Raw genomic sequence first — 26,037 nt, 5'->3', positions numbered from 1 at the left:
ATTCCATGCACGGTTCTCCCGACCAGCTTGCCCCGCGTGCGCGCCACCTGCTGCGCACGCTGATCGCGCGATACATCCAGGACGGCGAGCCGGTCGGCTCGCAGACGCTGGCGCGCGTGGCCGGCCTGGAGGTCAGCCCGGCCACCATCCGCAACATCCTGGGCGACCTGGAGGATCTGGGCCTGCTGGCCTCGCCACATACCTCGGCCGGCCGCGTCCCGACCGCGCATGGCTACCGGGTGTTCGTCGACAGCCTGCTGCAGATGCAGCCGCCGGGCGAGGGCGAGCTGGCTCGGTTGCGCCAGGAACTGGCCGGTGGCGGCAGCACCCAGGCCCTGCTCGGCAGCGCCTCGGAGCTGCTGTCGGCGATGAGCCACTTCGTCGGCGTGGTCAGCGCACCGCGGCGCGAGCAGTTCGCCTTCCGCCAGATCGATTTCGTGGCGCTGGACGGGCGCCGGGTGCTGGCGATCCTGGTATTTGCCGACAACGAGGTGCAGAACCGGGTGATCGAGACCCGGCAGGAGTTTGCGCCAGGCCAGCTGGAGCAGGTCGCCAACTACCTCAATGCGCATTTCGCCGGCCTGCCGATGGCCGAGATCCGTACCCGACTGCTGCTGGAGCTGCGCGACGCCCGGTCCGAACTGGAGCAGTTGCTGGCCCACAGCATCGAACTGGCCGAGCAGGCCCTGCAGCCGGCGGCCGACGACATGCTGGTGGCCGGGCAGACCCGCTTGATGGGCGTGCAGGACCTGTCCGACCTGGAGCGCCTGCGCGAACTGTTCGAGCTGTTCTCCAGCAAGCGCGAGATCCTGCAGCTGCTGGAGCGGACCATCCAGGCGCCGGGGGTGCGCATCTTCATCGGCGAAGAGACCGGAATGATGCCGCTGCAGGGCGTCTCGCTGGTCACTGCCCCGTACACCGCCAATGGCCAGGTGCTGGGCGTGCTGGGCGTGATCGGTCCCAAGCGGATGGCCTACGACCGGGTGATCCCGCTGGTCCAGGCCACCGCCGATGTGCTTGGCGCGGCCTTTTCGCCGGCCGGACGCACGCCGGGAACATCCGACGCTTGAAACGCAGCATCCCGCCCACACTAGGGTGGGTGGAGGCGGAGAGTGACCGCCAGGGACCCAGACATGAACCACGAACATCCAGATATCGAATCCCAGCAGAGTGCCGCCGATGCGGCTGCCACCGCCGGCGTCAATGACGAAGTCGAGCGCCTGCGCGCCGAAGTCGAGCAGGTCAAGGCCGATGCGCTGCGTGAGCGCGCCGACCTGGAAAACCAGCGCAAGCGTGTTGCCCGTGACATCGAGCAGGCCCGCAAGTTCGCCAACGAGAAGCTGCTGGGCGAGCTGCTGCCGGTGTTCGACAGCCTGGATGCCGGCCTGAAGGCCGCCGGCGACGACCCGCACCCGCTGCGCGAAGGCCTGGAGCTGACCTACAAGCAGCTGCTGAAGGTCGCCGCCGACAACGGCCTGGCGCTGCTGGATCCGATCGGCCAGCCGTTCAACCCGGAACACCACCAGGCCATCAGCCAAGTGCCGACCCCGGGCGCTGCCCCGGGCAGCGTGGTGACCGTGTTCCAGAAGGGCTACCTGCTTAACGAGCGTCTGCTGCGGCCGGCGCTGGTGGTGGTGGCCGCCGACTGATCCGGCAGGGCCGGGCGGCGGACAGACCCGTCACCCGACCCGACGCTGAACGCGCCGGATCGTCGGAAACACAGCGTTCGGGAGGTGGCTTGAATGTTCCACGGGCCTCCCCCACATCGTATTCATCCACCGGCCGAACGGCCGGACTGACCCCAACAAGCATCCTCAGGAGTCTCCCCCATGGGCAAGATCATTGGTATCGACCTCGGCACCACCAACTCGTGCGTGGCGATCATGGACGGCGGCAAGGCCCGCGTCATCGAGAATTCGGAAGGCGATCGCACCACCCCGTCGATCGTCGCCTACACCAAGGACGGCGAAGTCCTGGTCGGTGCCTCGGCCAAGCGCCAGGCCGTGACCAACCCGAAGAACACCTTCTATGCGGTGAAGCGCCTGATCGGCCGCAAGTTCACCGATGGCGAGGTGCAGAAGGACATCGCCCACGTCCCGTACAGCATCCTGGCCCATGACAATGGCGATGCCTGGGTCGCCACCAGCGACGGCAAGAAGATGGCCCCGCAGGAAATCTCGGCCAAGGTGCTGGAGAAGATGAAGAAGACCGCCGAGGACTTCCTCGGTGAGAAGGTCACCGAAGCGGTCATTACCGTGCCGGCCTACTTCAACGACAGCCAGCGCCAGGCGACCAAGGACGCCGGGCGCATCGCCGGCCTGGACGTCAAGCGCATCATCAACGAGCCGACCGCGGCTGCGCTGGCCTACGGCCTGGACAAGGGCGACAACAAGGATCGCAAGATCGTGGTGTACGACCTGGGCGGCGGCACCTTCGACGTCTCGGTGATCGAGATCGCCAATGTCGACGGCGAGAAGCAGTTCGAAGTGCTGGCCACCAACGGCGACACCTTCCTGGGTGGCGAAGACTTCGACAACCGCGTCATCGAATACCTGGTTGAAGAATTCAACAAGGACCAGGGCATCGACCTGCGCAAGGATCCGCTGGCCCTGCAGCGCCTGAAGGATGCTGCCGAGCGCGCCAAGATCGAGCTGTCCAGCGCCCAGCAGACCGAAGTGAACCTGCCGTATGTCACTGCTGACGCCTCGGGTCCGAAGCACCTGAACATCAAGCTGACCCGTGCCAAGCTGGAAGCGCTGGTGGACGACCTGATCAAGAAGTCGATCGAGCCGTGCCGCGTCGCCCTGAACGATGCCGGCCTGCGTTCGAGCGACATCAGCGAAGTGATCCTGGTCGGCGGCCAGACCCGCATGCCGAAGGTGCAGCAGGCGGTGACCGAGTTCTTCGGCAAGGAACCGCGCAAGGACGTCAACCCGGACGAAGCCGTGGCACTGGGTGCGGCGATCCAGGGCGGCGTGCTGGGCGGCGACGTCAAGGACGTGCTGCTGCTGGACGTGACCCCGCTGTCGCTGGGTATCGAAACCATGGGTGGCGTGTTCACCAAGATCATCGAGAAGAACACCACCATCCCGACCAAGGCCTCGCAGGTGTTCTCCACCGCCGAGGACAACCAGTCGGCCGTGACCGTGCACGTGCTGCAGGGTGAGCGCGAACAGGCCCGCTTCAACAAGTCGCTGGCCAAGTTCGACCTGTCCGGCATCGAGCCGGCCCCGCGCGGCCTGCCGCAGGTGGAAGTGTCCTTCGACATCGACGCCAACGGCATCCTGCACGTGTCGGCCAAGGACAAGAAGACCAACAAGGAACAGAAGGTCGAGATCAAGGCCGGTTCGGGCCTGTCCGAGGAGGAGATCGCGCGCATGGTCGCCGACGCGGAAGCCAACCGCGAAGAAGACAAGAAGTTCCAGGAACTGGTGCAGGCCCGCAACCAGGCCGACGCCCTGATCCACGGCACCCGCAGCGCCATCACCGAGCACGGCAGCAAGGTCGGCGGCGATGTCATCGGCAAGGTCGAGGCGGCGCTGGCTGACCTGGAAACCGCGATGAAGGGCGACGACAAGGCACAGATCGAAGCCAAGTCGAAGGCACTGGAAGAAGCTGGCCAGTCGCTGTTCGCCGCTGCTTCGGCCGACCAGGGCGGTGCCCCGGGTGCCGACGCCGGCAATGCCGGCAAGGCGCAGGACGACGTGGTCGACGCTGAGTTCACCGAAGTCAAGGACGACAAGAAGTCCTGATCCGGACCGACGCGGGACGCTGGCCACCAGCGTCCCGTTGTCGCATCAGGGTCCTGACCGCCTACCGGCGTGTCGGGGCGCCCGACGCAAGAGCGGACCTGGTTCCGCTCTTCCGCTTTGACGAATCCCGACGTTCCGGAACCCGATTCACGATATGAGCAAGCGCGATTACTACGAAGTGCTGGGCGTTGCCCGCACCGCCAGCGACGAAGAGCTGAAGAAGGCCTACCGTCGCTGCGCGATGAAGTTCCACCCGGACCGCAACCCGGGTGATGCGGCGGCCGAAGCCTCCTTCAAGGAGTGCAAGGAAGCCTACGAAGTGCTGTCCGACGGCAACAAGCGCCGCATGTACGACAGCCACGGCCACGCCGCGTTCGAGCATGGCATGGGGGGTGGTGGTCCGGGCGGCCCGGACATGAACGATATCTTCGGCGATATCTTCGGCAACATTTTTGGCGGTGGTGGCGGTGGTCCGCGCCAGGCCCGTCGCGGCGCCGACATCGGCTACGTGATGGAACTGGACCTGGAAGAGGCCGTGCGCGGCGTCGAGCGCCGGATCGAGATCCCGACCCTGGCCGAATGCGGCGACTGCGATGGCAGTGGCTCCGAAGACGGCAAGGTCGAGACCTGCAACGTGTGCCATGGCCGTGGTCAGGTGCGTATCCAGCGCGGCATCTTCGCCATGCAGCAGGCCTGCCACAACTGCGGCGGCCGTGGCCAGATCATCGCCAAGCCCTGCAAGACCTGCCACGGCAACGGCCGTGTCGAGGAAGACAAGGTGCTGTCGGTGAAGGTGCCGGCCGGCGTCGACACCGGCGACCGCATCCGCCTGCAGGGCGAGGGCGAGGCCGGCCCGGCCGGCACGCCGCCGGGCGACCTGTACGTGGAAGTGCGCGTGCGCGAGCATGCCATCTTCCAGCGGGATGGCGATGATCTGCACTGCGAAGTGCCGATCCGCATCTCGCAGGCGGCGCTGGGCGACACCGTGCGCGTGGCCACCCTTGGCGGCGAAGCGGAGATCCGTATCCCGGCCGAGACCCAGACCGGCAAGCTGTTCCGCCTGCGCGGCAAGGGCGTGCGTTCGGTGCGCAGCCGCAGCGAAGGCGACCTGTACTGCCGCGTGGTGGTGGAGACGCCGGTGAACCTCACCAACGAGCAGCGCAAGCTGCTGGAACAGTTCGAAGCCACCTTCGTCGGCGAGGAAGCGCGCAAGCATTCGCCGAAATCGGCCACTTTCATCGACGGCGTGAAGGGCTTCTGGGACCGGATGACGTCCTGAGTTTTTCAACGGAAGCGTTGAGCGGAAGCGCCGGGCCATGCCCGGCGTTCTCGTTTGCGATCCGCGATGCTTTCGCCGGGCATGCGCCGTGATGGTGGATCCACGCCCTGCGTGGACGGCGTTACCGGAAAAACGCCGCAGGTGTCTGCCCCAGCTGGCGCTTGAACATGCTGGTGAACGCGCTGGGGCTGTCGTAGCCCGTCGCCAGCGCGACATCGATGACCTTGTCGCCGATCGCCAACCGCTCCATCGCGGCCAGCAGCCGTGCCTGCTGCCGCCACTGCCCGAAGGTCATGCCCAGCTCGGTGGCGAAGCGCCGCTGGATGGTTTTCACGTCCACCTCCAGCGCCTGTGCCCAGTCCTGCAGCGTGGCGTCATCGCCGGGGTGCTTCTGCAGGTGCTGGCAGATCCGCTGCAGGCGCGGGTCGCTTGGCGCAGGCAGGTGCAACGGCAGCACGTCCATGCGGTGCAGCTCGTCCAGCAGCAGGCGGACCACGCGGCCATCTCGGCTGTCCTCGATGTGCTCGCCCTTGACCAGCGTGGCGGCCTGCAGCAGCTCGCGCAGCAGGGGCGAGACCTGCACCGCGAACGGCTCGGCCGGCAGGTGCAAGGCGAACGACGGATCGATGTACAGGCTGCGCATGTGCACGGCGGCGATGCAGTCCACCGCGTGCACCATGCCGGCCGGCATCCAGATCGCGCGGTTTGATGGGACCACCCAGCGCCCGACTTCCGACCGCACCACCATCAGGCCGGAGATGGCGTAGACCAGCTGGTGGCGCTGGTGCTTGTGACCAGGGATGTGGGTACCTACCGGGTACTGGGTGACCCGATAGGTGACCGGTCGATGCAGTGGAACCTCCCGCCAGGGCGCGGCCGGATCGACGTCACTGGCAATGTCCTTTTTGCGATAGGGCATGACCTGAACGCGGCAGAAGGGAGAGAGGGGCAACCGTAGCATGCGTGGCTCGCCCCCAACCTGACTGCGTCCATGTCGACCCTGGCTTCTCCCGCAACGACCTCACGCCCGGCGGCTCCCGGCGTGCTGGCCGCCATCTCCACCTCGCACGTCGTCAACGACATGATGCAGTCGCTGATCCTGGCCATCTATCCGGTGATCAAGGGCGGCTTCAATCTCAGCTTCACCCAGATCGGCCTGATCACGCTGACCTACCAGCTCACTGCGTCGATCTTCCAGCCGTTGATCGGTGTAGCCACCGACCGCCGCCCGGCACCGTATTCGCTACCGATCGGCATGGCCTCGACCTTGTGCGGCATGCTGCTGCTCGGCTTCGCGCCGAACTACGCGATGGTGCTGCTGGCAGCGGCAATGGTCGGCATCGGCTCGGCGATCTTCCATCCGGAGGCCTCGCGCATCGCGCGGCTCGCCTCGGGCGGCCGTCATGGCTTCGCACAGTCGGTGTTCCAGGTGGGGGGCAATTTCGGTACCGCGTTGGGCCCGCTGATTGCGGCGGCAGTGATCGTGCCGTACGGCCAGCATGCCGCGTCGTGGTTCGCAGGCGCGGCCCTGATCGGCATCGCATTGCTGACCTATGTTGGCCGCTGGTACGCGTTGCATCTGGGCACGCCGCGTCCGGCCAGCACCGCGTCGATGGCGCCGAGGCATCCGCCGCGCACCGTGGCCAAGGTGCTGGCGATCCTGCTGGTGCTGATCTTCAGCAAGTACTTCTACATGGCCAGCATCGGCAGCTACTTCACCTTCTACCTGATCCACCATTTCGGCATTCCGGTGGCGCAGGCGCAGCTGCACCTGTTCGCGTTCCTGGTGGCGTCCGCCGCTGGCGGCTTCCTCGGCGGCCCGTTGGGTGACCGGATCGGCCGCAAGCCGATCATCTGGACCTCGATCCTCGGCGTGGCGCCGTTCGCGCTGATGCTGCCGCATGCCGACCTGTTGTGGACGACGGTGCTGGCGGTGCTGATCGGCTTCGTGCTGTCTTCGGCGTTCTCGGCGATCGTGGTCTATGCGCAGGAGATGATGCCGCACCGCATCGGCATGGTGTCCGGCCTGTTCTTCGGTTTCGCGTTTGGCATGGGCGGGCTGGGTGCCGCCGTGCTCGGCCTGCTGGCGGACAGGACCAGCATCGAGTACGTCTACCAGCTGACCGCGTTCCTGCCGCTACTCGGCATCGTGGCGGCGTGGCTGCCGCCGTCGCGGCCTGCTGCTCACTGAGAGGTTTTGGTTTGCAGGGCTTGCAGCCCTGCACCTGCCGAAGCAACGTCAACGTCAAAAGCTGGCTATCCGCGGGTTGGCAGGTTGGGTCCGGTTGCAGGGGACGCCGTAAACCCAACCATGGGGGCTTGGCCGCGGCATCCATGCCGCGGACACCCCTGCAACCGGACCCACCCCGCCTTCGACAGTTGGCCGCGATCTGTTGGAGCAGCACTCTGCTCTGGTGGGTGTCGACCTTGGTCGACACGGTAGATCCACGCCATGCGTGGATGAATTCATTCGATGTCTGACAGATGTGTCGACCAAGGTCGACACCTACCAACAGACATCCGGAATCTGTCAAAGGCGGGGCGGTGTGGGTGGGCAGGACCGTTGGCGCCATGGATGGCGCCATCGAGCCCCCATGGAAGGGTTTACGGCGTGTCCTGACCACCCACACCGCCCCGCCACCCCACGGATAGCTCGCTTTTGCCGTTGCCGTTGCCGTTGCTTGCAGCTTCGGCAGGTGCAGGGCTGCAAGCCCTGCCGAAAACCCCCTTGGGCGTAGAATGCGGCCATGAGCGAATCCCTTGATAACCACCTGGTCCACGGCCGCCGCCAGCGGCCCGACGGCCCCTCGCCGATCGATGTCATCTCGGTCCAGTCGCAACTTGTCTACGGCCACGCCGGCAACAGCGCCGCCGTACCGCCGATGCGCGCGCTGGGCGTGCGCGTGGCGGAAATCCCGACCGTGCTGCTGAGCAATGCGCCTTTCTACGACACCACGCGTGGCCGCGTGCTGCCCGCTGACTGGTTCGCCGACCTGCTGCTGGGCAGCCACGAGCGTGGCCTGCCACAACGGGCGAAGATGCTGGTCTCCGGCTACTTCGGCAGCACCGCCAACGGCGCCGCCTTCGCCGAATGGCTGGACGGGATCCTGCCGGCCTGCCCGCAGCTGCGCTATTGCCTGGACCCGGTGATTGGCGATACGCACACCGGCCCCTACGTGGAACCCGGGCTGGAAGCGATCTTCGCCGAGCGCCTGTTGCCGCATGCCTGGCTGGTGACGCCGAACGCTTTCGAACTGAATCGCCTGACCGGCATGCCGGCGTTGGCCGAGGCCGATGCCATCGCCGCCGCGCGCACGCTGCTGGATCGCGGCCCGCATTGGGTGATCGCGCACAGCGTGGGCGGCACCCCGGGTGAACTGGTGACCCTGGCCGTCGGCCGCGAGGAAACCTGGCGCTGGACCTCGCCGCTGCTGCCGGTGGACGTGGCGGGTACCGGCGATGTGCTGATGTCGCTGGTGGTGTCGTTCCTGCTGCGCGGCGAATCGATGCAGCAGGCGATTTCGCGTGCGATTGCCGGCACCCATGCGGCGCTGGAGGCGACCCTGGACAACGGCTTCGAGGAATTCGACGTGGTCGCCGCCGCGCCGGCGGCGCTGGCCGAAGGCACGCGCTTCCGCGCCGAACGCGTGGCATGAGCGGCCTGGACCCACGCACGCCGCGCACGGTCGGCATCATCGGCAGCGCTGGCGCCTACGGGCGCTGGCTGACCCGCTTCTTCCAGCAGCACCTGCAGTTGCAGGTGATCGGCCACGATCCGGCCGACCCAGGTTCGCACACGCCGGAACACCTGCTGGCGCAGGCCGATGTGCTGGTGTTCTCGGCACCGATCCGGCACACCCCGGCGTTGATCGCCGAGTACGTGCGGCAATCGGCGGGCCGCGAGCAGGGCAGGCTGTGGCTGGATGTGACCTCGGTAAAGGAGGCGCCGGTGCAGGCGATGCTGGCGTCGCGGGCCGAAGTGGTCGGCCTGCACCCGATGACCGCGCCGCCGAAGGCGCCGACCCTGAAGGGCAGGGTGATGGTGGTCTGCGAAGCGCGGCTGCAGCTTTGGCAGGCGTGGGTCGATACGCTGTGCGCCGCGCTGCAGGCCGAGTGCGTGCGGGCCACGCCGCAGCACCACGACCAGATGATGGCGCTGGTGCAGGCGATGGTGCATGCCACCCATCTGGCCCAGGCCGGCGTGTTGCGCCAGTACCAGCCGCAGCTGGGCGATCTGGCTGCGATGATGCCGTACCGTTCGGCATCGTTCGAGCTGGATACGGCGATCATTTCGCGCATCCTGTCGCTCAACCCGGCGATCTACGAAGACATCCAGTTCGGCAACCCGTACGTGGCGCCGATGCTGGAGCGGCTGGTGGGCCAGCTGCACGCATTGCAGGCCCAGGTCGTGCAGGGTGACGACGGTGCACGTGGTGCATTCCGCGAGCAGCTGCTGTCGGCCAATCGCACTGCCTTCGGCGAGCAGGCGCTGGCGGATGGCAACTACACGTTCGAACGCGTGGGCTATCTGCTGGCTGACCTGACCGAGCGCAACGCGCTGTCAGTACACCTGCCGGAAGATCGGCCCGGCTCGCTGCGCGAGCTGCTGAACGTGTTCGAGCAGCATCGCATCAGCCTGGCCTCGATCCATTCCTCACGTACGCCTGGTGGCGAAGTGCACTTCCGCATCGGGTTCATCGCCGGCAGTGATCCGGCAGCGATCACCCGGGCGGCCGCGGAAGTGGACGCCAGCGGCATCGGGCGGGTGCTCGGCTGACCACATTCATCCACAGGCGGTGTGGATGGATCCTGAGCAAACGTGTGGATAACCTCGTTCAGGCCTTGGCAGCAAAGGCTGTCAAGATGGTTGGTCAAAAATTGATCACGCATTTTGTAGCATCGAGCCATGCCCGACCGCCCTTGGCAAAAAGCGTGTCGACCAAGGTCGACACCTACCAGAGCGGGGCGATACGAAATCCGGTAGCGCCGGGCCGTGCCCGGCGAACCTCAAATCGTCAACCGCAGTTCACCACCACTGGTGGTGAACTCGCGCCCATTGCGCACCAGCGGGCGCCCGTCATCCAGCTCATAGCGCGGCGTGGCTTCGGAGTGGTGCCCGCTGCCGTTCGCCTCGGGCTTGAATTCGATGATGATGTGGCTTTCGCCATTACTGTCGACGGCGGGGAACTGACGGAACGACATCGCGTACCTCCTTCAGCGGATGCTGCGGGTGCGGGGCCAGCTTGGTCTTGCCGATGTTAGCCGGCCGTCATCAATCGATGAACTGCAGTCGTGCCAGTTCAGCGTACAGTCCGCCTTCGGCCAGCAGCTGCGCATGGGTACCTTCGGCGACGATGCGGCCCTGGTCCATCACCACGATGCGGTCGGCCTTGAGCACGGTGGCCAGGCGGTGGGCGATGACCAGCGTGGTGCGACCGGCCATCAGCCGCTCAAGTGCCTGCTGCACGCCATGCTCGCTCTGCGCATCCAGTGCGCTGGTGGCCTCATCGAGCAGCAGGATCGGCGCATCCTTCAGCAACGCGCGGGCGATCGCCACGCGCTGCTGCTGGCCACCGGACAGGCGTGCGCCGCGCTCGCCCAGTTCACTGTCGTAGCCTTGCGGCAATGCCCGCAGGAAGCCATCGGCCTCTGCTGCACGTGCGGCGTCCTCGACCTCGGCGTCGCTGGCCTGCAGCCTGCCGTAGCGGATGTTGTCGCGTGCACTGGCTGCGAACAGCGTCGGCTGCTGCGGTACCAGTGCCAGCTGCGCGCGCAGCTCGGCCGGATCGACCTGGCGCACGTCGATGCCATCCACGCAGATGCGGCCGCTGGCCGGATCGTGGAAGCGCAGCAGCATCGACAGCACCGTGCTCTTGCCTGCGCCCGACGGGCCGACCAGGGCCACGGTCTCACCCGGGCGGACATGCAGGTTGAAGTGGTCCAGCGCGGCCTGGTCCGGGCGCTGCGGGTAGTGAAACACCACGTCGTCGAACTGGATTTCGCCGCGTAGCGGTTGCGGCAGTGCGTGCGGCTGCGCCGGCGCACGGATCTCGATGTCTTCCTGCAGCAGCTCGCCGATACGGCCCATGCCACCGGCCGCACGCTGCAGCTCGTTCCACACTTCGGCCAGGGCGCCCACCGAGCCGCCGCCGATCAGCGCGTACAACACGAACTGGCCCAGCGTGCCGGCACTGAGGCGGCCGTCGATGACATCGTGCGCGCCCAGCCACAGCACGCCAACGATGGCGCCAAACACCAACAGGATGGCACTGGCGGTAACCAGCGATTGCGCACCGATGCGCCGGCGTGCGGCACCGATGGCATCGCCCAGCGCCTTGTCAAAGCGCCCGCGCTCATAGGGCTCGCGCGCATGCGCCTGCACCGTGCGCACGGCGCCCAGCGTCTCGCTGGCCAGGCTGTTGGCATCGGCGATGCGGTCCTGGCTGCTGCGCGCAACCGTACGCAGCTTGCGCGCGCCGACGATGATCGGCAGCACCGCCAGCGGGATGCCGAGCAGTGACCACGCGGCCAGCCGCGGGCTGGTGACGAACAGCATCGCCAGGCTGCCGACCACGGTTACGCTGCTGCGCAGGGCGACCGACATGGTCGAGCCGACCACGCTGCGCAGCAGTTCGCTGTCGGCGGTCAGGCGCGAGACCAGTTCGCCGCTGCGGCTGCGGTCGTGGAAACCGGCGCCGAGCTGGATCAGGTGTGCATACAGGCGGCTGCGCAGGTCGGCGACGACCTTCTCGCCCAGCAGCGACACGAAGAAGAACCGTGCGGCCGTCGCCAGTGCCAGCACCACCGCCACCAGCATCAGCAGGGCGAAGGCACGGTTGATCTGGCCACCGCTGGTGAAGCCGTGGTCGATCATCTGCTTCACGGCGGGGGGCAGGCTCAGCGTGGCGGCCGAAGAGACCGCCAGGGCAAGCAGCCAGGCGGTGAACAACCCGCTGTGGCGGCGCACGAACGGCCACAACGTCCGCAGGCTGCCAAGGCGGCGCAGCGGCGGGGTCGAGGCAGGGGCGTCGTCCTTGTCAGTCATCCTGGTTGTCGTCTTGTATGCGGATACGGTCACGGGTGGCGTCGCGCAGGCGGATTTTCAATGCATCGACCTGATCGGCCGGCAATTCGGCCCGCAGGCACACGCCGTTGGCATCGAACTGTTCATCGAGTTTCCCGGCGCCGAAGGCGGGCAGGGTGGCGTGCAGGATGCCCAGGTCCTCGAAGCCGGCCAGCAGCTGCAGCCGGGCCATCGCCACCAGGGGCAGGCGGGGGGCGGTGCGCAGGCACTCGGCGGCAGCGCCACCGTAGGCGCGCACCAGTCCACCGGCGCCCAGCTTGATGCCGCCGAACCAGCGCGTCACCACCACCATCACACGGTCGAAACCCTGGCCATCGATTGCCGCCAGGATCGGTCGTCCGGCAGTTCCAGCGGGCTCGCCATCATCGCTGGAGCGGTAGTCCTGGCCGTACCGGTAGGCCCAGCAGTTGTGGGTCGCGTCGGCTGCTGCAACCTGCTGCAGGATCGCCATGGCCGCTGCGGCGCTGTCGATCGGCGCAGCATGGGCGATGAAACGACTGTGTTTGACTTCCAGCGTGTGGCTGACAGGCTGGGCGAGGGTATCGAGCATTCCCGTCATTCTACGGGGTCGCCGGAGGTCACGTTCTGCTTCAGTCGTCCAGCAACGGGCGCAGGTCGCGCGGCAGGCGGGCTTCCGGATACTGCTGCACGTAGCGCTCCAGGCTGGCGCGGGCCAGATCGCGCTGGCCGTCGTCGCGTCGCGCGCGGATCTTCTGCAGCCACTGCCGGCGCGGCAGTCGCGCGTCGGCGTCCACCTCGGCCTGCACGGCATCCGCGCTCAGGCCCGCGTCGCTGCCGCGGCGCATGATGCCCGGTGCGGAACGGCTGGGCGCCTCACGCTTCATCGAGGTGATCTCCACCCGATCCAGCGCCTGCGTCCGCTCGGCCTCGGCGGCATTGGCTGCCGGTGCCGCGGCCGTGCGTGCTTTCATTGCCCCGGACGCCGCTGGCGCGAATGCCGGTGCCGGTGCGGGTGCGGGTGCCGAGTAGGCGGCCGGTGCAGGTGGCGCTGGCGGTACTGCAGTCGGAGCGGGCGGGAGCGCCGCAAAGGAGGTGTCGGCGGCCGCATCCGCGGCCATGGACCGTGCAGCCTGGGCCGGCACTTCAGCGGTCTTGGCCGGCGCAGGCTTGTGCGCACGCGCGATGGCCGGTGCCGGGGCAGCGGAAACAGGGGCGGACTCGGGTGCTGCCGGAGCAGCGGCCGGTTCCACAACCGCCACTGCGCTGTCGGCTGAACCACTTCCAGCGGCCTGATCGGCAGCCGCGACGTCTTCTGCCGCAGCCGGTGCTGCGGCAACAGCAGTCTCGCCCGCCGGAACCGGTGGCGGTTCAGGACGCAGCTGCCAGGCGATGCCGATGGCGAACACCATCGAAGCGGCGATGCCGAACACCGCTGGCCAACGCGGGCCTGTGCGCTGCTTGCGCGGCGCCTCGGGAGAGGCAGCAACATCGGTACCCGGAGCGTCAACCGCGGCACGCGCCGCGGCCAGGATGGCGGCGTCCAGTGCGGCCGGTGGTGCCTGCTCGGCGCGAGGGCCGAGCAGCCGGGCCAGCTCGCGTTCTTCCGGCGTCAGCGGTTCGTCTCGGTTCATGCGTTCAATCCCGCACGCAGCTTGTCCATCGCATAGCGCAGCCGCGATTTCACGGTTTCCCGGCCTACGCCGGTGATCTGGCCGATCTCCTCCAGGCTCAGTTCCTGATCCAGCCGCAGTTGCAGCACTTCGCGCTGCTCGGGCGGCAATTGCTCCATCGCCAGCTGGATGCGGCGACGTTGTTCGAATTCGGAAAGCTCGGCTTCCGGGGTCTGCCCGTCCTCGATCGCGGCCAGGCGCAGATCGGCGTCGGCCGGCGCGGCAGGGCGATGGCGGGCGGCGCGCCAATGGTCGTTCAGGCGGTTGTGGGCGATGCGGAACAGCCAGGTGCTGAACGCTGCTTCGGGCTGCCACCCGGCACGGGCGCTGATCACCCGCTGCCAGACGTCCTGGAAGATCTCCTCGGCCAGCGCGTTGTCGCGCAGTTGGCGCAGCAGGAAACCGAACAGTCGCTTGCGATGGCGCGCATACAGGCTTTCGAACGCGTGCAGGTCGCCGCCGGCCCAGGCCAGCATCAAGGCTTCATCGGTTGGCAGTGCGCTGGCTTCCACGGCGTACAGGGTAAGGCCTGCAGGCGATGGCGCATAGCCGGTGGCAGGGGCGGGCAGGGCGAGGGTCATGGCTCGGAAGAGGCTGCGGACGGCAGGAAAAACGTACGGGCGCACGATTCGGGGTTTACGGGCTTCCATTGCCCCCCGGGTGGCGCGCTATGCTCGTCGGCTCAGGGGAGGCGACGCATCGACGGCGCCAAGAGATTGTCATTTGTCCACGCATGCTGAACCGGCGGAAGGGCCACAACACGAGGCCGTGCTGAGCACGGCGCTGGTGCGCGCGTTGCATGCGCTTTTGCCGGAAACGGCCTTGGTCCGCGTCGGCTGGGACGACCCGCAGCTCGGGCGTGGTCAGGGCGGGTGGCCGGCCGACGGGGCGGCAGGCGCGTTCACTGCGCCGGGCATCGGCGAGGGCTCCCATGGCTGGGAACATGACGGTGCACGCCTGCAGTTGTCGGTGGAAGGCGCCGTGCCTTCCGCAGCGTGGTGGGGGCTGGCCCGTCAGGCCATGGAACTGGCACTGCAGCGTGGCCGCCAGGCCGGGCAGATCAAGGCGCTGGAAGAAGCTGAACGGTTGCAGCAGGCGCTGTTCCAGATCGCCGATCTGGCCGGCGCCGATCTGGAAATGTCGGAGATGCTGCGTCACGTGCACGGCGTGCTCGGCACGCTGATGTATGCCGAGAACTGCTACATCGTTGAATACGATGATGTGCGTGACCAGATCCGCTTCCTGTACTTCGCCGACCAGGTCGACGATTTCGTCGCCGACCCGACGCAGAGTCATGACGCCGCCGAGATGCCGCGCAGCTTGACCGTCGCGCTGCTGCGCCATGGCAAGCCGCTCAGCGGACCCTCGCGCGAACTGCTGGCACGCGTGGTCGAGCAGGAGCACGACCCGCAGCGTGGCCCCGAAAGCCTGGACTGGCTGGGTGTGCCGATGCTGCGCGATGGCCGGGTATGCGGCGCGATCGTGGTGCAGAGCTATGAGCTGGCGGCCCGTTATGGCGAGGCCGAGCGGGCGTTGCTGGGCTTTGTCGCGCAGCACGTGCAGACTGCGATGGATCGGCGCCAGGCGCAGGTCCGGCTGGAGCAACAGGTGGAGCGGCGTACGCTGGAACTGCAGCGCGCCAACCACAGCCTGCAGGATGAAGTGGCGGAGCGCCGGCGCGCCGAGCAACTGCAGACCGCGCTGTACAACATTGCCGAAATGGCGATGTCGGCCGACAGCCTGGCCCAGTTCTACGGGCAGGTGCATGGCGTGGTCGGGCGCCTGCTCGATGCGCGCAACTTCTATATCGCGCTGGTGAACGGAAGCGGCAACGGCCTGGACTTCGTCTATTCGGTGGACGAGCACAATGCCAGCCGTGCACCTCGTCCGTTCAGTCGCGGCCTGACCGAATACGTGGTGCGCAACCGGCGGCCCCTACTGGCCTCACGCGCCCAGATCGATGCGCTGCTGGCCAGTGGCGAGGTGCGTGAATCCGGCGCGCGCTCGCATTGCTGGCTGGGTGTGCCGCTGCTGCGCGATGACGAGGTGGTCGGTGCGATCGTGGTGCAGAGTTACAGCGAGAACAGTACGTTCAGCGTGCACGATCAGCGGCTGTTGACGTTCGTTGCGCAGAACATCGGAACCGGGTTGGCGCGCCAGCGCGACCAGCAACGGCTGCGTTTGGCGCATGCCGAACTGGAAAAGCGCGTGGAGGAACGCACGCGTGAGCTGGCCGAGGTCAACGAGAAGTTGCTCGGCCAGATCGGCGAGCGCCTGCGGGCCGAGCAACGCCTGACCCATCAGGCCATGCATGATGCGCTGACCGGCCTGCCCAACCGGCTGCACCTGCTCGATCGCCTGCAGGATGCGCTGGCGCTGGCCAAGCGCGAGGGTGGGCCGGTGTTCGCCGTGCTGTTCCTCGACCTGGATCGCTTCAAGCTGGTCAACGACAGCATCGGCCACGCCGCGGGTGACCGCATGCTGGTGGAGGTGGCCAAGCGCATCGTATCGATGGCCGGTGCCGATGATGTGGTGGCACGGCTGGGCGGTGATGAATTCGCGGTACTGCTGCAATGCCCGCAGGGCCTGGCACAGGCACTGGATTTCGGCCAGCGCCTGCTGCTGGCACTGCAGGAGTCGATGTGGATCGCCGGCCGCGAACTGTTCCCGTCCGGCAGCCTGGGCATCGCGCTGTGGAATCCGCGCTACCGTACCGGCGAGGAGCTGCTGCGTGATGCGGACGCGGCGATGTACCGGGCCAAGGCGCAGGGCCATGACCGCTGCGCGATCTTCGACGAGGACATGCGTGAACAGGCCATGCGCAGCCTCGACCTGGAAGCCGATCTGCGCCGCGCGATCAACAACCGTGATTTCGTTCCGTTCTTCCAGCCGATCGTGCGCCTGTCCGATGGCGAAGTGGTGGGACATGAGGCATTGCTCCGCTGGCAGCACGAGCGTCGTGGCCTGCTGTTGCCCGGCGCGTTCCTGGAGCTGGGAGAGGAAAGCGGCCTGATCGAACAGGTCGACTGGCTGATCTACGAGCAGGTCATCGCGCGCCTGGCCGAAGGTGGGCAGAGCTATGTCTCGGTGAACGTTTCGCCGCGCCATTTCCGCTCGGCCGAGTTCAGCGACCGCCTGTTCGGCCTGCTCGACGCGTGTGGCGCCGATCCGCGCCGGCTGCGGCTGGAGATTACCGAGGTGGCGCTGCTGGACGATGCGCCGCACACGCTGCGCATCCTGCAGGGCCTGCGCGAGCGTGGCATCCAGGTGCAGCTGGACGACTTTGGTACCGGCTTCTCTGCGCTGTCCTACCTGCACCGATTCCCGATCAGTACATTGAAGATCGACCAGAGTTTCATCGCCGGCCTGCATGGGCCGGAAGTGCAGAGCACGCGCGCGCTGGTCGAAGGCGTGCTGTCACTGGCCCGCACCCTGGGCATCGAAACCATTGGCGAAGGCATCGAGACCGAGGCGCAGCGGCAGACACTGCGCGAACTCGGTTGCGACTATGGCCAGGGATACCTGCTGGGCCGTCCCGCACCGTGGGCACGGACGCTGGCGTGAGCCACCGCGACGGTTCGCTTCAGCGCAGAGCCGAGCGACGTTTCTCGTCGATCCACTTCGAGGCCTGGGCCGGCTGGTAGTTCTGCATCCACACCAGCATTTCCTCGATGTCCGAGCCGTACCAGAGGTCCTGGCGCTGGTCCGGATGCAGGAAACGCTCTTCCACCATGCGGTCGATCATGCCGATCAGCGGCGCGTAGAAACCTTCCACATCGAGGAACGCGCACGGCTTGTTGCCGATGCCCAGCTGGCGCCAGGTCAGCATCTCGAAGATCTCTTCCATGGTGCCGAAGCCACCGGGCAGGGCAACGAAGCCATCGGCGAGGTCGAACATGCGCGACTTGCGCTCATGCATCGAGCCGACGATCTCCAGTTCGGTCAGGCCGCGGTGGGCCACTTCCCAGTCGGCCAGCTGGCGCGGGATCACGCCGGTCACCTCGCCGCCAGCGGCGAGCACGGCGTTGGCCACGGTACCCATCAGGCCAACGTTGCCGCCGCCATACACCAGGCGCAGGCCATCGCGGGCAATGCGGTCGCCGAGTGCAATGGCGCGTTCGGTATAGGCCGGCTTGCTGCCAGCGTTGGAACCACAGTACACACAGATCGATTTCATGGATCTTCCTGTCTCTTGGCCGGAAACGAAAACGCCCCGTCGCCGACCGCAGGGCGGTCAGAGACGGGGTGTCAGTGGATTATGAGGCCTTGACAGGCCTTCTGTAGCGCCGAGCCGCGCCGCGTTTAACCGGCGGTGCCATTGCAAACCTCGCATCGCAATGCGCGCGGAGCCCTCCGTTCCGGGGGGATGGTTCCGGGGTCGGCTGCCCTTCGTTCAGCTCACGGCAAAGGCGTCAGCCAGGCAAGGCGATGCCGGTCGTCCTGACCATCACCCTTCGGGCCGTCGCCAGCGACGTTGGCAGCGGCTCCTGCCGCTGCCTCCGGTTCTACCGAAGCGATGGCTTACGCCGCCGCGGCCTGCTCGCGGCGCGGGCCTTCACGCAGGGCACGGCCCACCATGGCCACCAGCAGGTCCAGCTCCTGGCTGTCCATGCCGAAGTGCGGGGTGAAGCGCAGCGAGTTCTCACCACCGTGAATCACGTTGATGCCGTGCTGGCGCAGCCATTCCTCGGTGGAGTTGGCGCCATAACACTTGAACTGCGGGGCCAGCTCGCACGAGAACAGCAGCCCGGTGCCCTGCACCTTGGTGATCAGGCCGCCCAGCTCGCTCTTGAGCTGTTCCAGCTTGCGCACGGCCTCGGCACCGCGCTCGGCGATGTTGGCGCGTACTTGTGGGGTCAGCTGCGCCAGGGTGGCGCAGGCGACGTCCAGCGCACGCGGGTTGCTGGTCATGGTGTTGCCGTAGATGCCCTTGCGGTACAGCTGCGCAGCATGCTCGGTCACCGCCAGCACCGACAGCGGGTACTGCGCGGCGTTGAGCGCCTTGGAATAGGTCTCCATGTCCGGCGGGTCAAGGCCTTCAAAGCCCGGGTAATCGACCACCGACAGCACGCCATGCGCGCGCAGGCCGGCCTGGATCGAGTCGAGCAGCAGCAGGCTGCCATGCGCACGGGTCAGCTCACGGGCAACGGCATAGAACGACGGCGGCACCGAACGGCCCGGGTCGCCTTCGCCCATCACCGGCTCCAGGAATACGGCTTCGATGAACCATTGGTTGCGTGCAGCATCCTCGAACACCTTGTGCAGGCCGGCCTCGTCGTAAGGCGCCACGGTGATCACCGAGTCCTCGCCACGGTAGCTGGCCAGGTGCTGCATGTAGCTCTTGCGGCTGGAATCCGAATAGAGGGCAGGGCGGTCGGTACGGCCATGGAAGCTGCCCTTGACCACCACGCGCTTGATCGTAGCGCCGGCGTGACGTGCGCCAGGATCGGTCTGCAGCTTGGCGTTGACGTCGGCGATGCGCGCGGCCAGGCCGACGGCTTCGGAGCCGGAATTCAGGCACATGAAACGGGCGAACGGGCAGCCGCCACGGCGGTGGCCGATCTCGGCGCGCAGGGCGGTGATGAAGCGCTGCTGCGACAGGCTGGGGGTCATGATGTTGGCCATCACCTGTGGGCGCGCCATGGCCTCCAGCACGGCGTCCGGGGTATGCCCGAAGCCGAGCATGCCGTAGCCGCCGGCGTCGTACAGCACGGCGCCCTTCAGGGTGACCACCCATGGGCCGCGCGCGGCCAGCGCCACGTACGGGGTCACCGCGTCATCGGCATAGAAATTGACGAATCCGTCCTGCATCGCGTCGATCTGTGCCTGTTCGTCCTGCGCCAGCAGCGGCCCCAGGTCGGCCTGCACGCGCGCGAATTCCTCGGCGGCGGCGTCCACTGCGGCGATCAGCTGCGGGTGGTTGGCGGACAGGGCGGTCAGGGTGGCATCGTCCAGGCCGGTGGTGAGGCGGGTGCCGGGCTGGTTGCGCAGGGGGGCGAGGCGTTCGATGAAGCTCATTGCAGATCTCCTGAAACAATGGGTCGCACGGGCCATCAAAAGCAAAACGCGCGTCATCACGCGCGCTTGGGGCAGGCTCGTGCAGCGGACTTCCGGTTCGATGCTAGCACTTGTTTTTTTGCGCGATAACCCCGCAGAAACCTGCTGCATAGCAGCATTTTGCGCGACGTTCGCCGCGAAGTGCGCCGGCTCGCAGACGCTGGACGTACAATGCGCGCCATTGTCGACCTGTTGCCGCCCACCGCCTTGAAGAAGTCCGATTTCCACTACGACCTGCCGGCTGAACTGATCGCGCAGGCTCCCCTGGCCGAACGCTCCGCCAGCCGCCTGCTGCTGGTACCGCCGGCACCTGCCGCCTTCACCGACCTGCAGGTGCGTGACCTGCCGTCGCTGCTGCAGCCGGGCGACCTGCTGGTGTTCAACGACACCCGGGTGATCCCGGCGCGCCTGTTCGGGCAGAAGGCCAGCGGCGGCCGCGTGGAGATCCTGATCGAGCGCCTGCTCGGCGGTCAGCAGGCGCGTGCGCAGGTCGGCGCCAGCAAGTCGCCGAAGGCCGGCAGTCGCATCGCGCTGGATGCCGGTGGCGAAGCCGAGGTGCTGGGCCGCGATGGCGAGTTCTACGTGCTGCAGTTCCATGTGCCGGAGTCGCTGGAGCAGTGGCTGCTGCATGCCGGCCGCCTGCCGTTGCCGCCCTACATCCAGCGCGAGCCGGGCGTGGACGACCGCGAGCGGTACCAGACCGTGTTCGCGCGCGAGGTAGGCGCGGTGGCTGCACCGACCGCCGGCCTGCATTTCGACGAGCCGCTGCTGGCGGCGCTGAAGGACAAGGGCGTGGAGTTCGGCCACGTCACCCTGCATGTGGGTGCGGGCACCTTCCAGCCGGTGCGCGCCGATGACCTGAAGGACCACGTGATGCACCGCGAGTGGCTGAACGTCGGCGCCGAACTGGTGCGGCAGGTGCGGCGCACGCGCGGCGGCGGCGGCCGGGTGATCGGCGTCGGCACCACCGTGGTGCGCGCGCTGGAAAGCGCGATGCGCGATGGCGAGCTGCTGCCGTTCGCCGGCGAGACCCAGATCTTCATCACGCCGGGCTACCGCATCCGCAGCGTCGACGCGATGGTGACCAATTTCCACCTGCCGGAAAGCACGCTGCTGATGATGATCTCGGCGTTTGCAGGCAAGGACCGCGTGTTCGAGGCCTACCGGCACGCGATCGAGCAGCGCTACCGCTTCTTCAGCTACGGCGACGCGATGCTGCTGTTCCCGCAGGAAACGTGACGGTAGCGCCGGGCCATGCCCGGCGGGGACGCAGATGTAACGGCCGCCGGGCATGGCCCGGCGCTACCGGAGCAGGGACGGCGGTTTTGGGAGACAATAGGCGACTATTTGCCTGAACGACCGCTCCATGTCCCGACTGCAGTTCCAGCTCCAGACCCGCGATGGCCGTGCCCGCCGTGGCCGCCTGACCTTCCCGCGTGGCACGGTGGAAACGCCGGCCTTCATGCCGGTGGGGACCTATGGCTCGGTCAAGGGCATCCTGCCGGACCAGGTGCGGGCGCTGGGCGCCGAGATCATCCTCGGCAACACCTTCCACCTGTACCTGCGCCCCGGCCTGGACATCATCGCCGACCACGGCGGGCTGCACGGCTTCTGCCGCTGGGATGGCCCGATCCTGACCGACTCCGGTGGTTTCCAGGTGTTCTCGCTGGCCCATCGACGCAAGATCACCGAGCAGGGCGTGACCTTTGCCTCGCCCACCGACGGCGCCCGGGTGTTCCTCGGTCCCGAGGAAAGCATGAAGATCCAGAAGGTGCTCGATTCGGACATCGTGATGATCTTCGACGAGTGCACCCCGTACCCGGCCACCGAAGACGTTGCCCGCCGTTCCATGGAGCTGAGCCTGCGCTGGGCCCAGCGCAGCCGCAACGCGCATGACGAGCTGGGCAACGACGCGGCCTTGTTCGGCATCGTCCAGGGGGGCGTGCACACCGACCTGCGCAGCCGCTCGGCCGACGCCCTGCAGGCGATCGGCTTCGACGGCTACGCCATCGGCGGCCTGGCCGTGGGCGAGCCGGAGCACGAGCGCAACGCCATGCTCGACCACCTGGATCCGGAGCTGCCGGGCGACCGCCCGCGTTACCTGATGGGCGTGGGCCGGCCGGAGGACCTGGTCGAGGGCGTGGCACGCGGTGTGGACATGTTCGACTGCGTGATGCCGACCCGTAATGCGCGCAACGGCCACTATTTCACCTCGTTCGGCACCGTTCGCATCCGCAATTCCCAGTACGCGCGGGACATGGACCCGATCGAGCCGGGCTGCGGCTGCGTGGCCTGCACCGGCGGTTACACCCGGTCCTACCTGCGCCACCTGGACCGCTGCAACGAGATGCTGGCGCCGATGCTGGGCACCCTGCACAACCTTTTCTATTACGAAAAGCTCATGGCCGACATCCGTGCCGCGATTGAGGCGGGAACCTTCCTGGCCTTCCGCGAGTCCTTCTACGCGGCACGCGGAGCGGTGGCCCCGCCGCTGTAACCCCGACGCCCCCTGCCGAACGGCCCAAGGACGAACGCCCGGGGCCGTGGCATACTTCAAGGCTGACCCAGATCCGCGGTCGACACCCCCGCCCCTCAAGGGACGGGAGCGCCGCCCAACCAAAGGACCAACGATGAACCTGCTTGCTTTCCTGATTCCCGCCGCCCACGCCCAGGCCGCCGGCGGCCAACCGCAGGGCATGGGCCTGACCACGCTGCTGTTCCCGATCATCCTGATCGCCATCATGTACTTCCTGATGATCCGCCCGCAGATGAAGCGGCAGAAGGAGCACAAGGCCATGCTGGAGAAGATCAAGCGCGGCGATGAAGTGCTGACCAACGGCGGCATCGCCGGCAAGGTCACCGACATCGGCGACCACTTCATCACCGTCGAAGTGGCCGACAACGTGCGCATCCGCGTGCAGAAGGGCGCTGTCGGCAGCGTGCTGCCGACCGGCACCCTGGATTCGGCCAAGTAAGCCACTCCCTTTCCGAAGCACAACCGCGGCGCCGGGGATGGCGCCGCGCGGGACCCAAGCAATGCTCGAATTTCCACGCTGGAAGTACGTCGTCATCCTGATCGTACTGGCGCTCAGCGCGCTGTACGCGCTGCCCAACATCTACCAGAAGGACCCGGCCATCCAGATCACCGCCAACCGTGGCGGGCAGATCGACGATGCGCTGCGCGACCGTGTGCTGGCCGACCTGAAAAAGGCCGGCATCGCCACCATCGGTGCCGAAAAGGAAGGGGAAAGCCTGATCGTCCGCCTGTCGGACCTGAAGTCGCAGTCCGCTGCCAGCGACGTCCTGCGTGACACCGTCGGCGAGAAGTACACCGTGGCGCTGAACCTGGCTTCGACCGTGCCGGACTGGCTGGCCAACCTCGGCGGTCGCCCGATGGTGCTGGGCCTGGACCTGCAGGGCGGCGTGCATTTCGTGCTGCAGGTCGACCAGAAGGCTGCCCTCGACAAGCGCCTGGATGCCTATACCGAAGACGTGCGCAGCACCCTGCGTGACGCGCGCATCGCCTACCAGTCTGTGGAACGCCGCGCCGATAACAGCATCGTGGCCAACCTGAGCCCATCCGCCGGCGATGACGCCGCGCAGCGCGCCCGCGCCGCGCTGGTGAAGGCGCAGCCGACCCTCGGCTACGACGTCAGCGGCAACCGCATCACGGTGACCGTGCCCGATACCGAGATCGCGCAGATCTCCAATGGTGCCATCGAGCAGAACATCAACACCCTGCGCAACCGCGTGAACCAGCTCGGCGTGGCCGAGCCGATCATCCAGCGCCAGGGTGCCGACCGCGTGGTCGTGCAGCTGCCCGGCGTGCAGGACACCGCCGAAGCCAAGCGCATGATCGGTGCCACCGCCACCCTGGAATACCGTGCGGTGGTTGAAGGCAATGCGCAGGACGCCATCAACTCCGGCCGCATTCCGCCGGAAGCGAAGGTCTACCAGCAGCGCGACGGCCGTGGCCCGATCCTGCTGAACAAGCGCGTGATCGTCACCGGTGACCAGATGGTTGGTGCGCAGGCGGTGACCGATTCGAACAGCGGCTCGCCGGCGGTCAGCGTGACGCTGAACAACGTCGGTGGCCAGCGCATGTTCGACTTCACCAGCGCCAACGTGAACAAGCCGATGGCGGTGGTCTACACCGAGCGCGTGCCGACCGTGACCGTCGTCGACGGCCAGGAAGTGCGTGGCTTCAAGGTCAACGAGGAAGTGATCTCGGTGGCCAACATCAACGGCGTGTTCGGCAAGAACTTCCAGACCACCGGCCTGCAGAAGAAGGAAGCCGAAGACCTGGCCAAGCTGCTGAAGTCGGGTTCGCTGGCTGCGCCGATGGACTTCGTCGAGGAGCGCGTGGTCGGCCCGAGCCTCGGCGCCGAGAACGTCAAGAACGGCATGCGCGCGGTGGTGTTCGCGTTCCTGTTCACCTTGGTGTTCTTCAGCGTGTACTACCGCATGTTCGGTGTGATCACCTCGGCAGCGATGCTGTTCAACCTGCTGATCGTCGTGGCGGTGATGTCGCTGTTCGGTGCCACCATGACCCTTCCGGGCTTTGCCGGCCTGGCGTTGTCGGTTGGCCTGTCGGTGGACGCCAACGTGCTGATCAACGAGCGTATCCGTGAAGAGCTGCGAGCCGGTGTGCCGGGCAAGACGGCGATCGTGACCGGTTACGAGCGTGCCTCGGGCACCATCCTCGACGCCAACCTGACCGGCCTGATCGTCGGCGTGGCGCTGTTTGCATTCGGTACCGGTCCGCTGAAGGGCTTCGCGCTGACCATGATCATCGGTATTTTCGCCTCCATGTTCACCGCGATCACCGTGTCGCGTGCGCTGGCGACGCTGATCTACGGCCGTCGCAAGAAGCTCCAGAACGTGGCCATCTGACGGGACGACACGCACAATGAAACTGTTTCCGCTGCACATCCTCCCGAACGACACCAAGATCGACTTCATGCGCTGGCGCCATGTCGCCATGGCAGTCACCATCGTGGTGTTCCTGGCCTCGGTCGCCATCATCGGCATCAAGGGCTTCAACTACGCGCTGGACTTCACCGGCGGCACCCTGATCGAAGCCCGCTTCGACAAGGCGGTGGATGTTGAGCAGGTCCGCACCAAGCTCGAGCAGAGTGGCTTCGAAGGCGCCCAGGTGCAGAGCGTCGGTGGCAACACCGACCTGCTGATCCGCCTGGCCCCGCACGGCGAGCATGCTCCGGGTACCGGCGACGCCGCCCACGAGGACAAGGCCACGGCCGCTGCCGTGGTGAAGGCGTTGTCCACTGCCGACAATCAGGCCACCGTGCTCCGCAACGAGTTCGTGGGCCCGCAGATCGGCAAGGACCTGGCGATGAATGGCTTGTATGCCACCATCTTCATGCTGGCCGGCTTCCTGATCTACATCGCGGTGCGCTTCGAGTGGAAGTTCGCGGTCACCGCCAGCATCGTGGCGATGTTCGACCTGATCGTGACGGTCGCTTACGTGTCCCTGCTGGGCCGTGAGTTCGACCTGACCGTGCTGGCCGGCCTGCTGTCGGTGATGGGCTTTGCGATCAACGACATCATCGTGGTCTTCGACCGCGTCCGTGAGAACTTCCGCAGCCTGCGCGTGGATTCGATGGAAGTGCTGAACCGTTCGATCAACCAGACGCTGTCGCGTACGGTGATCACTGCGGTGATGTTCTTCCTGTCCGCGCTTGCCCTGTACCTGTACGGCGGCAGCTCGATGGAAGGCCTGGCCGAGACGCATATGATCGGTGCGGTGATCGTGGTGCTGTCCTCGATCCTGGTGGCAGTGCCGATGCTGACGATCGGTGTCCTGCGCGTGAGCAAGCAGGACCTGCTGCCGAAGGCGAAGGACGTCGAGGCCCTGGCCCGTCGCCCGTAAGCGTTCGCGCTGCACGCAACCCACAGAGAACCCCGCGCAAGCGGGGTTTTTTGTGTTGCAGGGCTTGCAGCCCTGCACCCACGGTAGTGCCGGCCGCTGGCCAGCAACAGCAACAGCAACAGCAACAGCAACAGCGTGCCTTCCGGGTGGGCGGGGCGGTGTCGGAGTGCGGGGACGCTGCAAGTACGTCCCTGTAAGCTTGGCAGCCGCATCCATGCGGCTGACACCCCGCACTCCGACACCGACCCACCTTCGACGGGTTCACGCGGCTGTCGGTAGGTGTCGACCTTGGTCGACACATCTGTTGAAGCCGGGGTCAGATCCGTTTTCCGCAGGAAAACGGA

At 66.9% G+C, this 26,037-nt stretch carries 21 protein-coding genes; 13 read left to right on the top strand and 8 right to left on the bottom strand.

Annotated features, from left to right (window positions below; translation table 11 throughout):
• Positions 1 to 5 precede the first annotated feature (5 nt).
• From hrcA to dnaJ, 4 genes are all read left to right on the top strand, one after another.
• Complete coding sequence (gene hrcA, locus HMPREF3114_RS13905) at positions 6 to 1,070, top strand: heat-inducible transcriptional repressor HrcA (RefSeq protein WP_005416180.1); 1,065 nt, start codon at positions 6 to 8, stop codon at positions 1,068 to 1,070.
• Positions 1,071 to 1,133: 63 nt separating this feature from the next.
• Positions 1,134 to 1,649 (top strand): nucleotide exchange factor GrpE, encoded by a 516-nt coding sequence (gene grpE / locus HMPREF3114_RS13900; RefSeq protein WP_005416181.1) that lies wholly within the window; start codon positions 1,134 to 1,136, stop codon positions 1,647 to 1,649.
• Positions 1,650 to 1,829: 180 nt separating this feature from the next.
• Positions 1,830 to 3,752 carry a molecular chaperone DnaK gene (gene dnaK, locus HMPREF3114_RS13895; protein WP_005416183.1) on the top strand — a complete coding sequence of 641 codons (1,923 nt, stop codon included), beginning with the start codon at positions 1,830 to 1,832 and terminating at the stop codon, positions 3,750 to 3,752.
• Between the two features lie 154 nt (positions 3,753 to 3,906).
• Entirely contained in the window at positions 3,907 to 5,031 is a 1,125-nt protein-coding gene (gene dnaJ, locus HMPREF3114_RS13890; protein ID WP_053500425.1) for a molecular chaperone DnaJ, read from the top strand.
• 121 nt (positions 5,032 to 5,152) lie between these two features.
• Here the strand turns inward: dnaJ and HMPREF3114_RS13885 are convergent, their stop codons facing one another.
• The gene (locus HMPREF3114_RS13885) at positions 5,153 to 5,950 is read right to left on the bottom strand and encodes an AraC family transcriptional regulator (RefSeq protein WP_049416914.1); all 798 of its coding nucleotides are present in this window, start codon (positions 5,948 to 5,950) and stop codon (positions 5,153 to 5,155) included.
• Positions 5,951 to 6,022: 72 nt separating this feature from the next.
• Here HMPREF3114_RS13885 and HMPREF3114_RS13880 point away from each other — a divergent pair, with 72 nt between their 5' ends.
• The 3 genes from HMPREF3114_RS13880 (at position 6,023) to HMPREF3114_RS13870 (ending at position 9,808) form a co-directional block, all read left to right on the top strand.
• Complete coding sequence (locus HMPREF3114_RS13880; RefSeq protein ID WP_005416188.1) at positions 6,023 to 7,222, top strand: MFS transporter; 1,200 nt, start codon at positions 6,023 to 6,025, stop codon at positions 7,220 to 7,222.
• Between the two features lie 556 nt (positions 7,223 to 7,778).
• Complete coding sequence (gene pdxY / locus HMPREF3114_RS13875) at positions 7,779 to 8,687, top strand: pyridoxal kinase (RefSeq protein WP_053500879.1); 909 nt, start codon at positions 7,779 to 7,781, stop codon at positions 8,685 to 8,687.
• Positions 8,684 to 9,808 carry a prephenate dehydrogenase gene (locus tag HMPREF3114_RS13870; RefSeq protein ID WP_053500877.1) on the top strand — a complete coding sequence of 375 codons (1,125 nt, stop codon included), beginning with the start codon at positions 8,684 to 8,686 and terminating at the stop codon, positions 9,806 to 9,808. The genes pdxY and HMPREF3114_RS13870 overlap by 4 nt, the downstream gene beginning before the upstream one ends.
• A 230-nt stretch (positions 9,809 to 10,038) precedes the next feature.
• Here HMPREF3114_RS13870 and HMPREF3114_RS13865 read toward each other — a convergent pair whose 3' ends face one another.
• The 5 genes from HMPREF3114_RS13865 to HMPREF3114_RS13845 all read right to left on the bottom strand — a co-directional run bounded on the left by HMPREF3114_RS13865 (position 10,039) and on the right by HMPREF3114_RS13845 (position 14,222).
• On the bottom strand, positions 10,039 to 10,233 hold the full coding sequence (locus HMPREF3114_RS13865) for a hypothetical protein (protein ID WP_053500875.1): 195 nt from the start codon (positions 10,231 to 10,233) through the stop codon (positions 10,039 to 10,041).
• Between the two features lie 70 nt (positions 10,234 to 10,303).
• Positions 10,304 to 12,076: an ABC transporter transmembrane domain-containing protein gene (locus HMPREF3114_RS13860; protein WP_053500873.1), complete on the bottom strand. Its 1,773-nt coding sequence runs from the start codon at positions 12,074 to 12,076 to the stop codon at positions 10,304 to 10,306.
• Positions 12,069 to 12,665 (bottom strand): IMPACT family protein, encoded by a 597-nt coding sequence (locus HMPREF3114_RS13855; protein ID WP_005416193.1) that lies wholly within the window; start codon positions 12,663 to 12,665, stop codon positions 12,069 to 12,071. The genes HMPREF3114_RS13860 and HMPREF3114_RS13855 overlap by 8 nt, the downstream gene beginning before the upstream one ends.
• A 40-nt stretch (positions 12,666 to 12,705) precedes the next feature.
• Positions 12,706 to 13,707 (bottom strand): hypothetical protein, encoded by a 1,002-nt coding sequence (locus tag HMPREF3114_RS13850; RefSeq protein WP_053500871.1) that lies wholly within the window; start codon positions 13,705 to 13,707, stop codon positions 12,706 to 12,708.
• Positions 13,704 to 14,222: an RNA polymerase sigma factor gene (locus HMPREF3114_RS13845; protein ID WP_229298559.1), complete on the bottom strand. Its 519-nt coding sequence runs from the start codon at positions 14,220 to 14,222 to the stop codon at positions 13,704 to 13,706. The genes HMPREF3114_RS13850 and HMPREF3114_RS13845 overlap by 4 nt, the downstream gene beginning before the upstream one ends.
• Positions 14,223 to 14,469: 247 nt before the next feature.
• Here HMPREF3114_RS13845 and HMPREF3114_RS13840 point away from each other — a divergent pair, with 247 nt between their 5' ends.
• Positions 14,470 to 17,310 (top strand): bifunctional diguanylate cyclase/phosphodiesterase, encoded by a 2,841-nt coding sequence (locus tag HMPREF3114_RS13840; protein WP_053500869.1) that lies wholly within the window; start codon positions 14,470 to 14,472, stop codon positions 17,308 to 17,310.
• A 19-nt stretch (positions 17,311 to 17,329) separates the two neighbouring features.
• Here HMPREF3114_RS13840 and HMPREF3114_RS13835 read toward each other — a convergent pair whose 3' ends face one another.
• Positions 17,330 to 17,923, bottom strand: coding sequence for an LOG family protein (locus HMPREF3114_RS13835; RefSeq protein WP_005416197.1), 594 nt, complete (start codon positions 17,921 to 17,923; stop codon positions 17,330 to 17,332).
• 344 nt (positions 17,924 to 18,267) lie between these two features.
• A complete protein-coding gene (locus HMPREF3114_RS13830) occupies positions 18,268 to 19,764 on the bottom strand; it encodes an aminotransferase class III-fold pyridoxal phosphate-dependent enzyme (RefSeq protein WP_053501061.1) in 1,497 nt (498 codons plus the stop codon).
• 210 nt (positions 19,765 to 19,974) lie between these two features.
• Between HMPREF3114_RS13830 and queA the strand changes: the two genes are divergently transcribed.
• The 5 genes from queA to secF all read left to right on the top strand — a co-directional run bounded on the left by queA (position 19,975) and on the right by secF (position 25,693).
• Positions 19,975 to 21,042 carry a tRNA preQ1(34) S-adenosylmethionine ribosyltransferase-isomerase QueA gene (gene queA / locus HMPREF3114_RS13825; protein ID WP_053501059.1) on the top strand — a complete coding sequence of 356 codons (1,068 nt, stop codon included), beginning with the start codon at positions 19,975 to 19,977 and terminating at the stop codon, positions 21,040 to 21,042.
• A gap of 127 nt (positions 21,043 to 21,169) precedes the next feature.
• A complete protein-coding gene (tgt, locus tag HMPREF3114_RS13820) occupies positions 21,170 to 22,300 on the top strand; it encodes a tRNA guanosine(34) transglycosylase Tgt (protein WP_014646826.1) in 1,131 nt (376 codons plus the stop codon).
• A gap of 133 nt (positions 22,301 to 22,433) precedes the next feature.
• Positions 22,434 to 22,778 (top strand): preprotein translocase subunit YajC, encoded by a 345-nt coding sequence (gene yajC, locus HMPREF3114_RS13815; RefSeq protein ID WP_005416201.1) that lies wholly within the window; start codon positions 22,434 to 22,436, stop codon positions 22,776 to 22,778.
• Positions 22,779 to 22,839: 61 nt separating this feature from the next.
• A complete protein-coding gene (gene secD, locus HMPREF3114_RS13810) occupies positions 22,840 to 24,696 on the top strand; it encodes a protein translocase subunit SecD (protein WP_053501057.1) in 1,857 nt (618 codons plus the stop codon).
• A gap of 16 nt (positions 24,697 to 24,712) precedes the next feature.
• Positions 24,713 to 25,693 carry a protein translocase subunit SecF gene (gene secF / locus HMPREF3114_RS13805; protein ID WP_049413603.1) on the top strand — a complete coding sequence of 327 codons (981 nt, stop codon included), beginning with the start codon at positions 24,713 to 24,715 and terminating at the stop codon, positions 25,691 to 25,693.
• Positions 25,694 to 26,037 lie beyond the last annotated feature (344 nt).

Source organism: Stenotrophomonas sp. HMSC10F07, assembly GCF_001807895.1.
Lineage (GTDB): Bacteria > Pseudomonadota > Gammaproteobacteria > Xanthomonadales > Xanthomonadaceae > Stenotrophomonas > Stenotrophomonas sepilia.
This window is presented reverse-complemented; position numbering and strand designations above follow the sequence as displayed.

What these genes read in the sequence shown, in the direction of transcription:
- hrcA (WP_005416180.1), top strand. Translation starts at nt 6, where the DNA reads ATGCACGGTTCTCCCGACCAGCTTGCCCCGCGTGCGCGCCACCTGCTG.
- grpE (WP_005416181.1), top strand. Translation starts at nt 1,134, where the DNA reads ATGAACCACGAACATCCAGATATCGAATCCCAGCAGAGTGCCGCCGAT.
- dnaK (WP_005416183.1), top strand. Translation starts at nt 1,830, where the DNA reads ATGGGCAAGATCATTGGTATCGACCTCGGCACCACCAACTCGTGCGTG.
- dnaJ (WP_053500425.1), top strand. Translation starts at nt 3,907, where the DNA reads ATGAGCAAGCGCGATTACTACGAAGTGCTGGGCGTTGCCCGCACCGCC.
- HMPREF3114_RS13885 (WP_049416914.1), bottom strand. Translation starts at nt 5,950, where the DNA reads ATGCCCTATCGCAAAAAGGACATTGCCAGTGACGTCGATCCGGCCGCG.
- HMPREF3114_RS13880 (WP_005416188.1), top strand. Translation starts at nt 6,023, where the DNA reads ATGTCGACCCTGGCTTCTCCCGCAACGACCTCACGCCCGGCGGCTCCC.
- pdxY (WP_053500879.1), top strand. Translation starts at nt 7,779, where the DNA reads ATGAGCGAATCCCTTGATAACCACCTGGTCCACGGCCGCCGCCAGCGG.
- HMPREF3114_RS13870 (WP_053500877.1), top strand. Translation starts at nt 8,684, where the DNA reads ATGAGCGGCCTGGACCCACGCACGCCGCGCACGGTCGGCATCATCGGC.
- HMPREF3114_RS13865 (WP_053500875.1), bottom strand. Translation starts at nt 10,233, where the DNA reads ATGTCGTTCCGTCAGTTCCCCGCCGTCGACAGTAATGGCGAAAGCCAC.
- HMPREF3114_RS13860 (WP_053500873.1), bottom strand. Translation starts at nt 12,076, where the DNA reads ATGACTGACAAGGACGACGCCCCTGCCTCGACCCCGCCGCTGCGCCGC.
- HMPREF3114_RS13855 (WP_005416193.1), bottom strand. Translation starts at nt 12,665, where the DNA reads ATGCTCGATACCCTCGCCCAGCCTGTCAGCCACACGCTGGAAGTCAAA.
- HMPREF3114_RS13850 (WP_053500871.1), bottom strand. Translation starts at nt 13,707, where the DNA reads ATGAACCGAGACGAACCGCTGACGCCGGAAGAACGCGAGCTGGCCCGG.
- HMPREF3114_RS13845 (WP_229298559.1), bottom strand. Translation starts at nt 14,222, where the DNA reads ATGCTGGCCTGGGCCGGCGGCGACCTGCACGCGTTCGAAAGCCTGTAT.
- HMPREF3114_RS13835 (WP_005416197.1), bottom strand. Translation starts at nt 17,923, where the DNA reads ATGAAATCGATCTGTGTGTACTGTGGTTCCAACGCTGGCAGCAAGCCG.
- HMPREF3114_RS13830 (WP_053501061.1), bottom strand. Translation starts at nt 19,764, where the DNA reads ATGAGCTTCATCGAACGCCTCGCCCCCCTGCGCAACCAGCCCGGCACC.
- queA (WP_053501059.1), top strand. Translation starts at nt 19,975, where the DNA reads ATGCGCGCCATTGTCGACCTGTTGCCGCCCACCGCCTTGAAGAAGTCC.
- tgt (WP_014646826.1), top strand. Translation starts at nt 21,170, where the DNA reads ATGTCCCGACTGCAGTTCCAGCTCCAGACCCGCGATGGCCGTGCCCGC.
- yajC (WP_005416201.1), top strand. Translation starts at nt 22,434, where the DNA reads ATGAACCTGCTTGCTTTCCTGATTCCCGCCGCCCACGCCCAGGCCGCC.
- secD (WP_053501057.1), top strand. Translation starts at nt 22,840, where the DNA reads ATGCTCGAATTTCCACGCTGGAAGTACGTCGTCATCCTGATCGTACTG.
- secF (WP_049413603.1), top strand. Translation starts at nt 24,713, where the DNA reads ATGAAACTGTTTCCGCTGCACATCCTCCCGAACGACACCAAGATCGAC.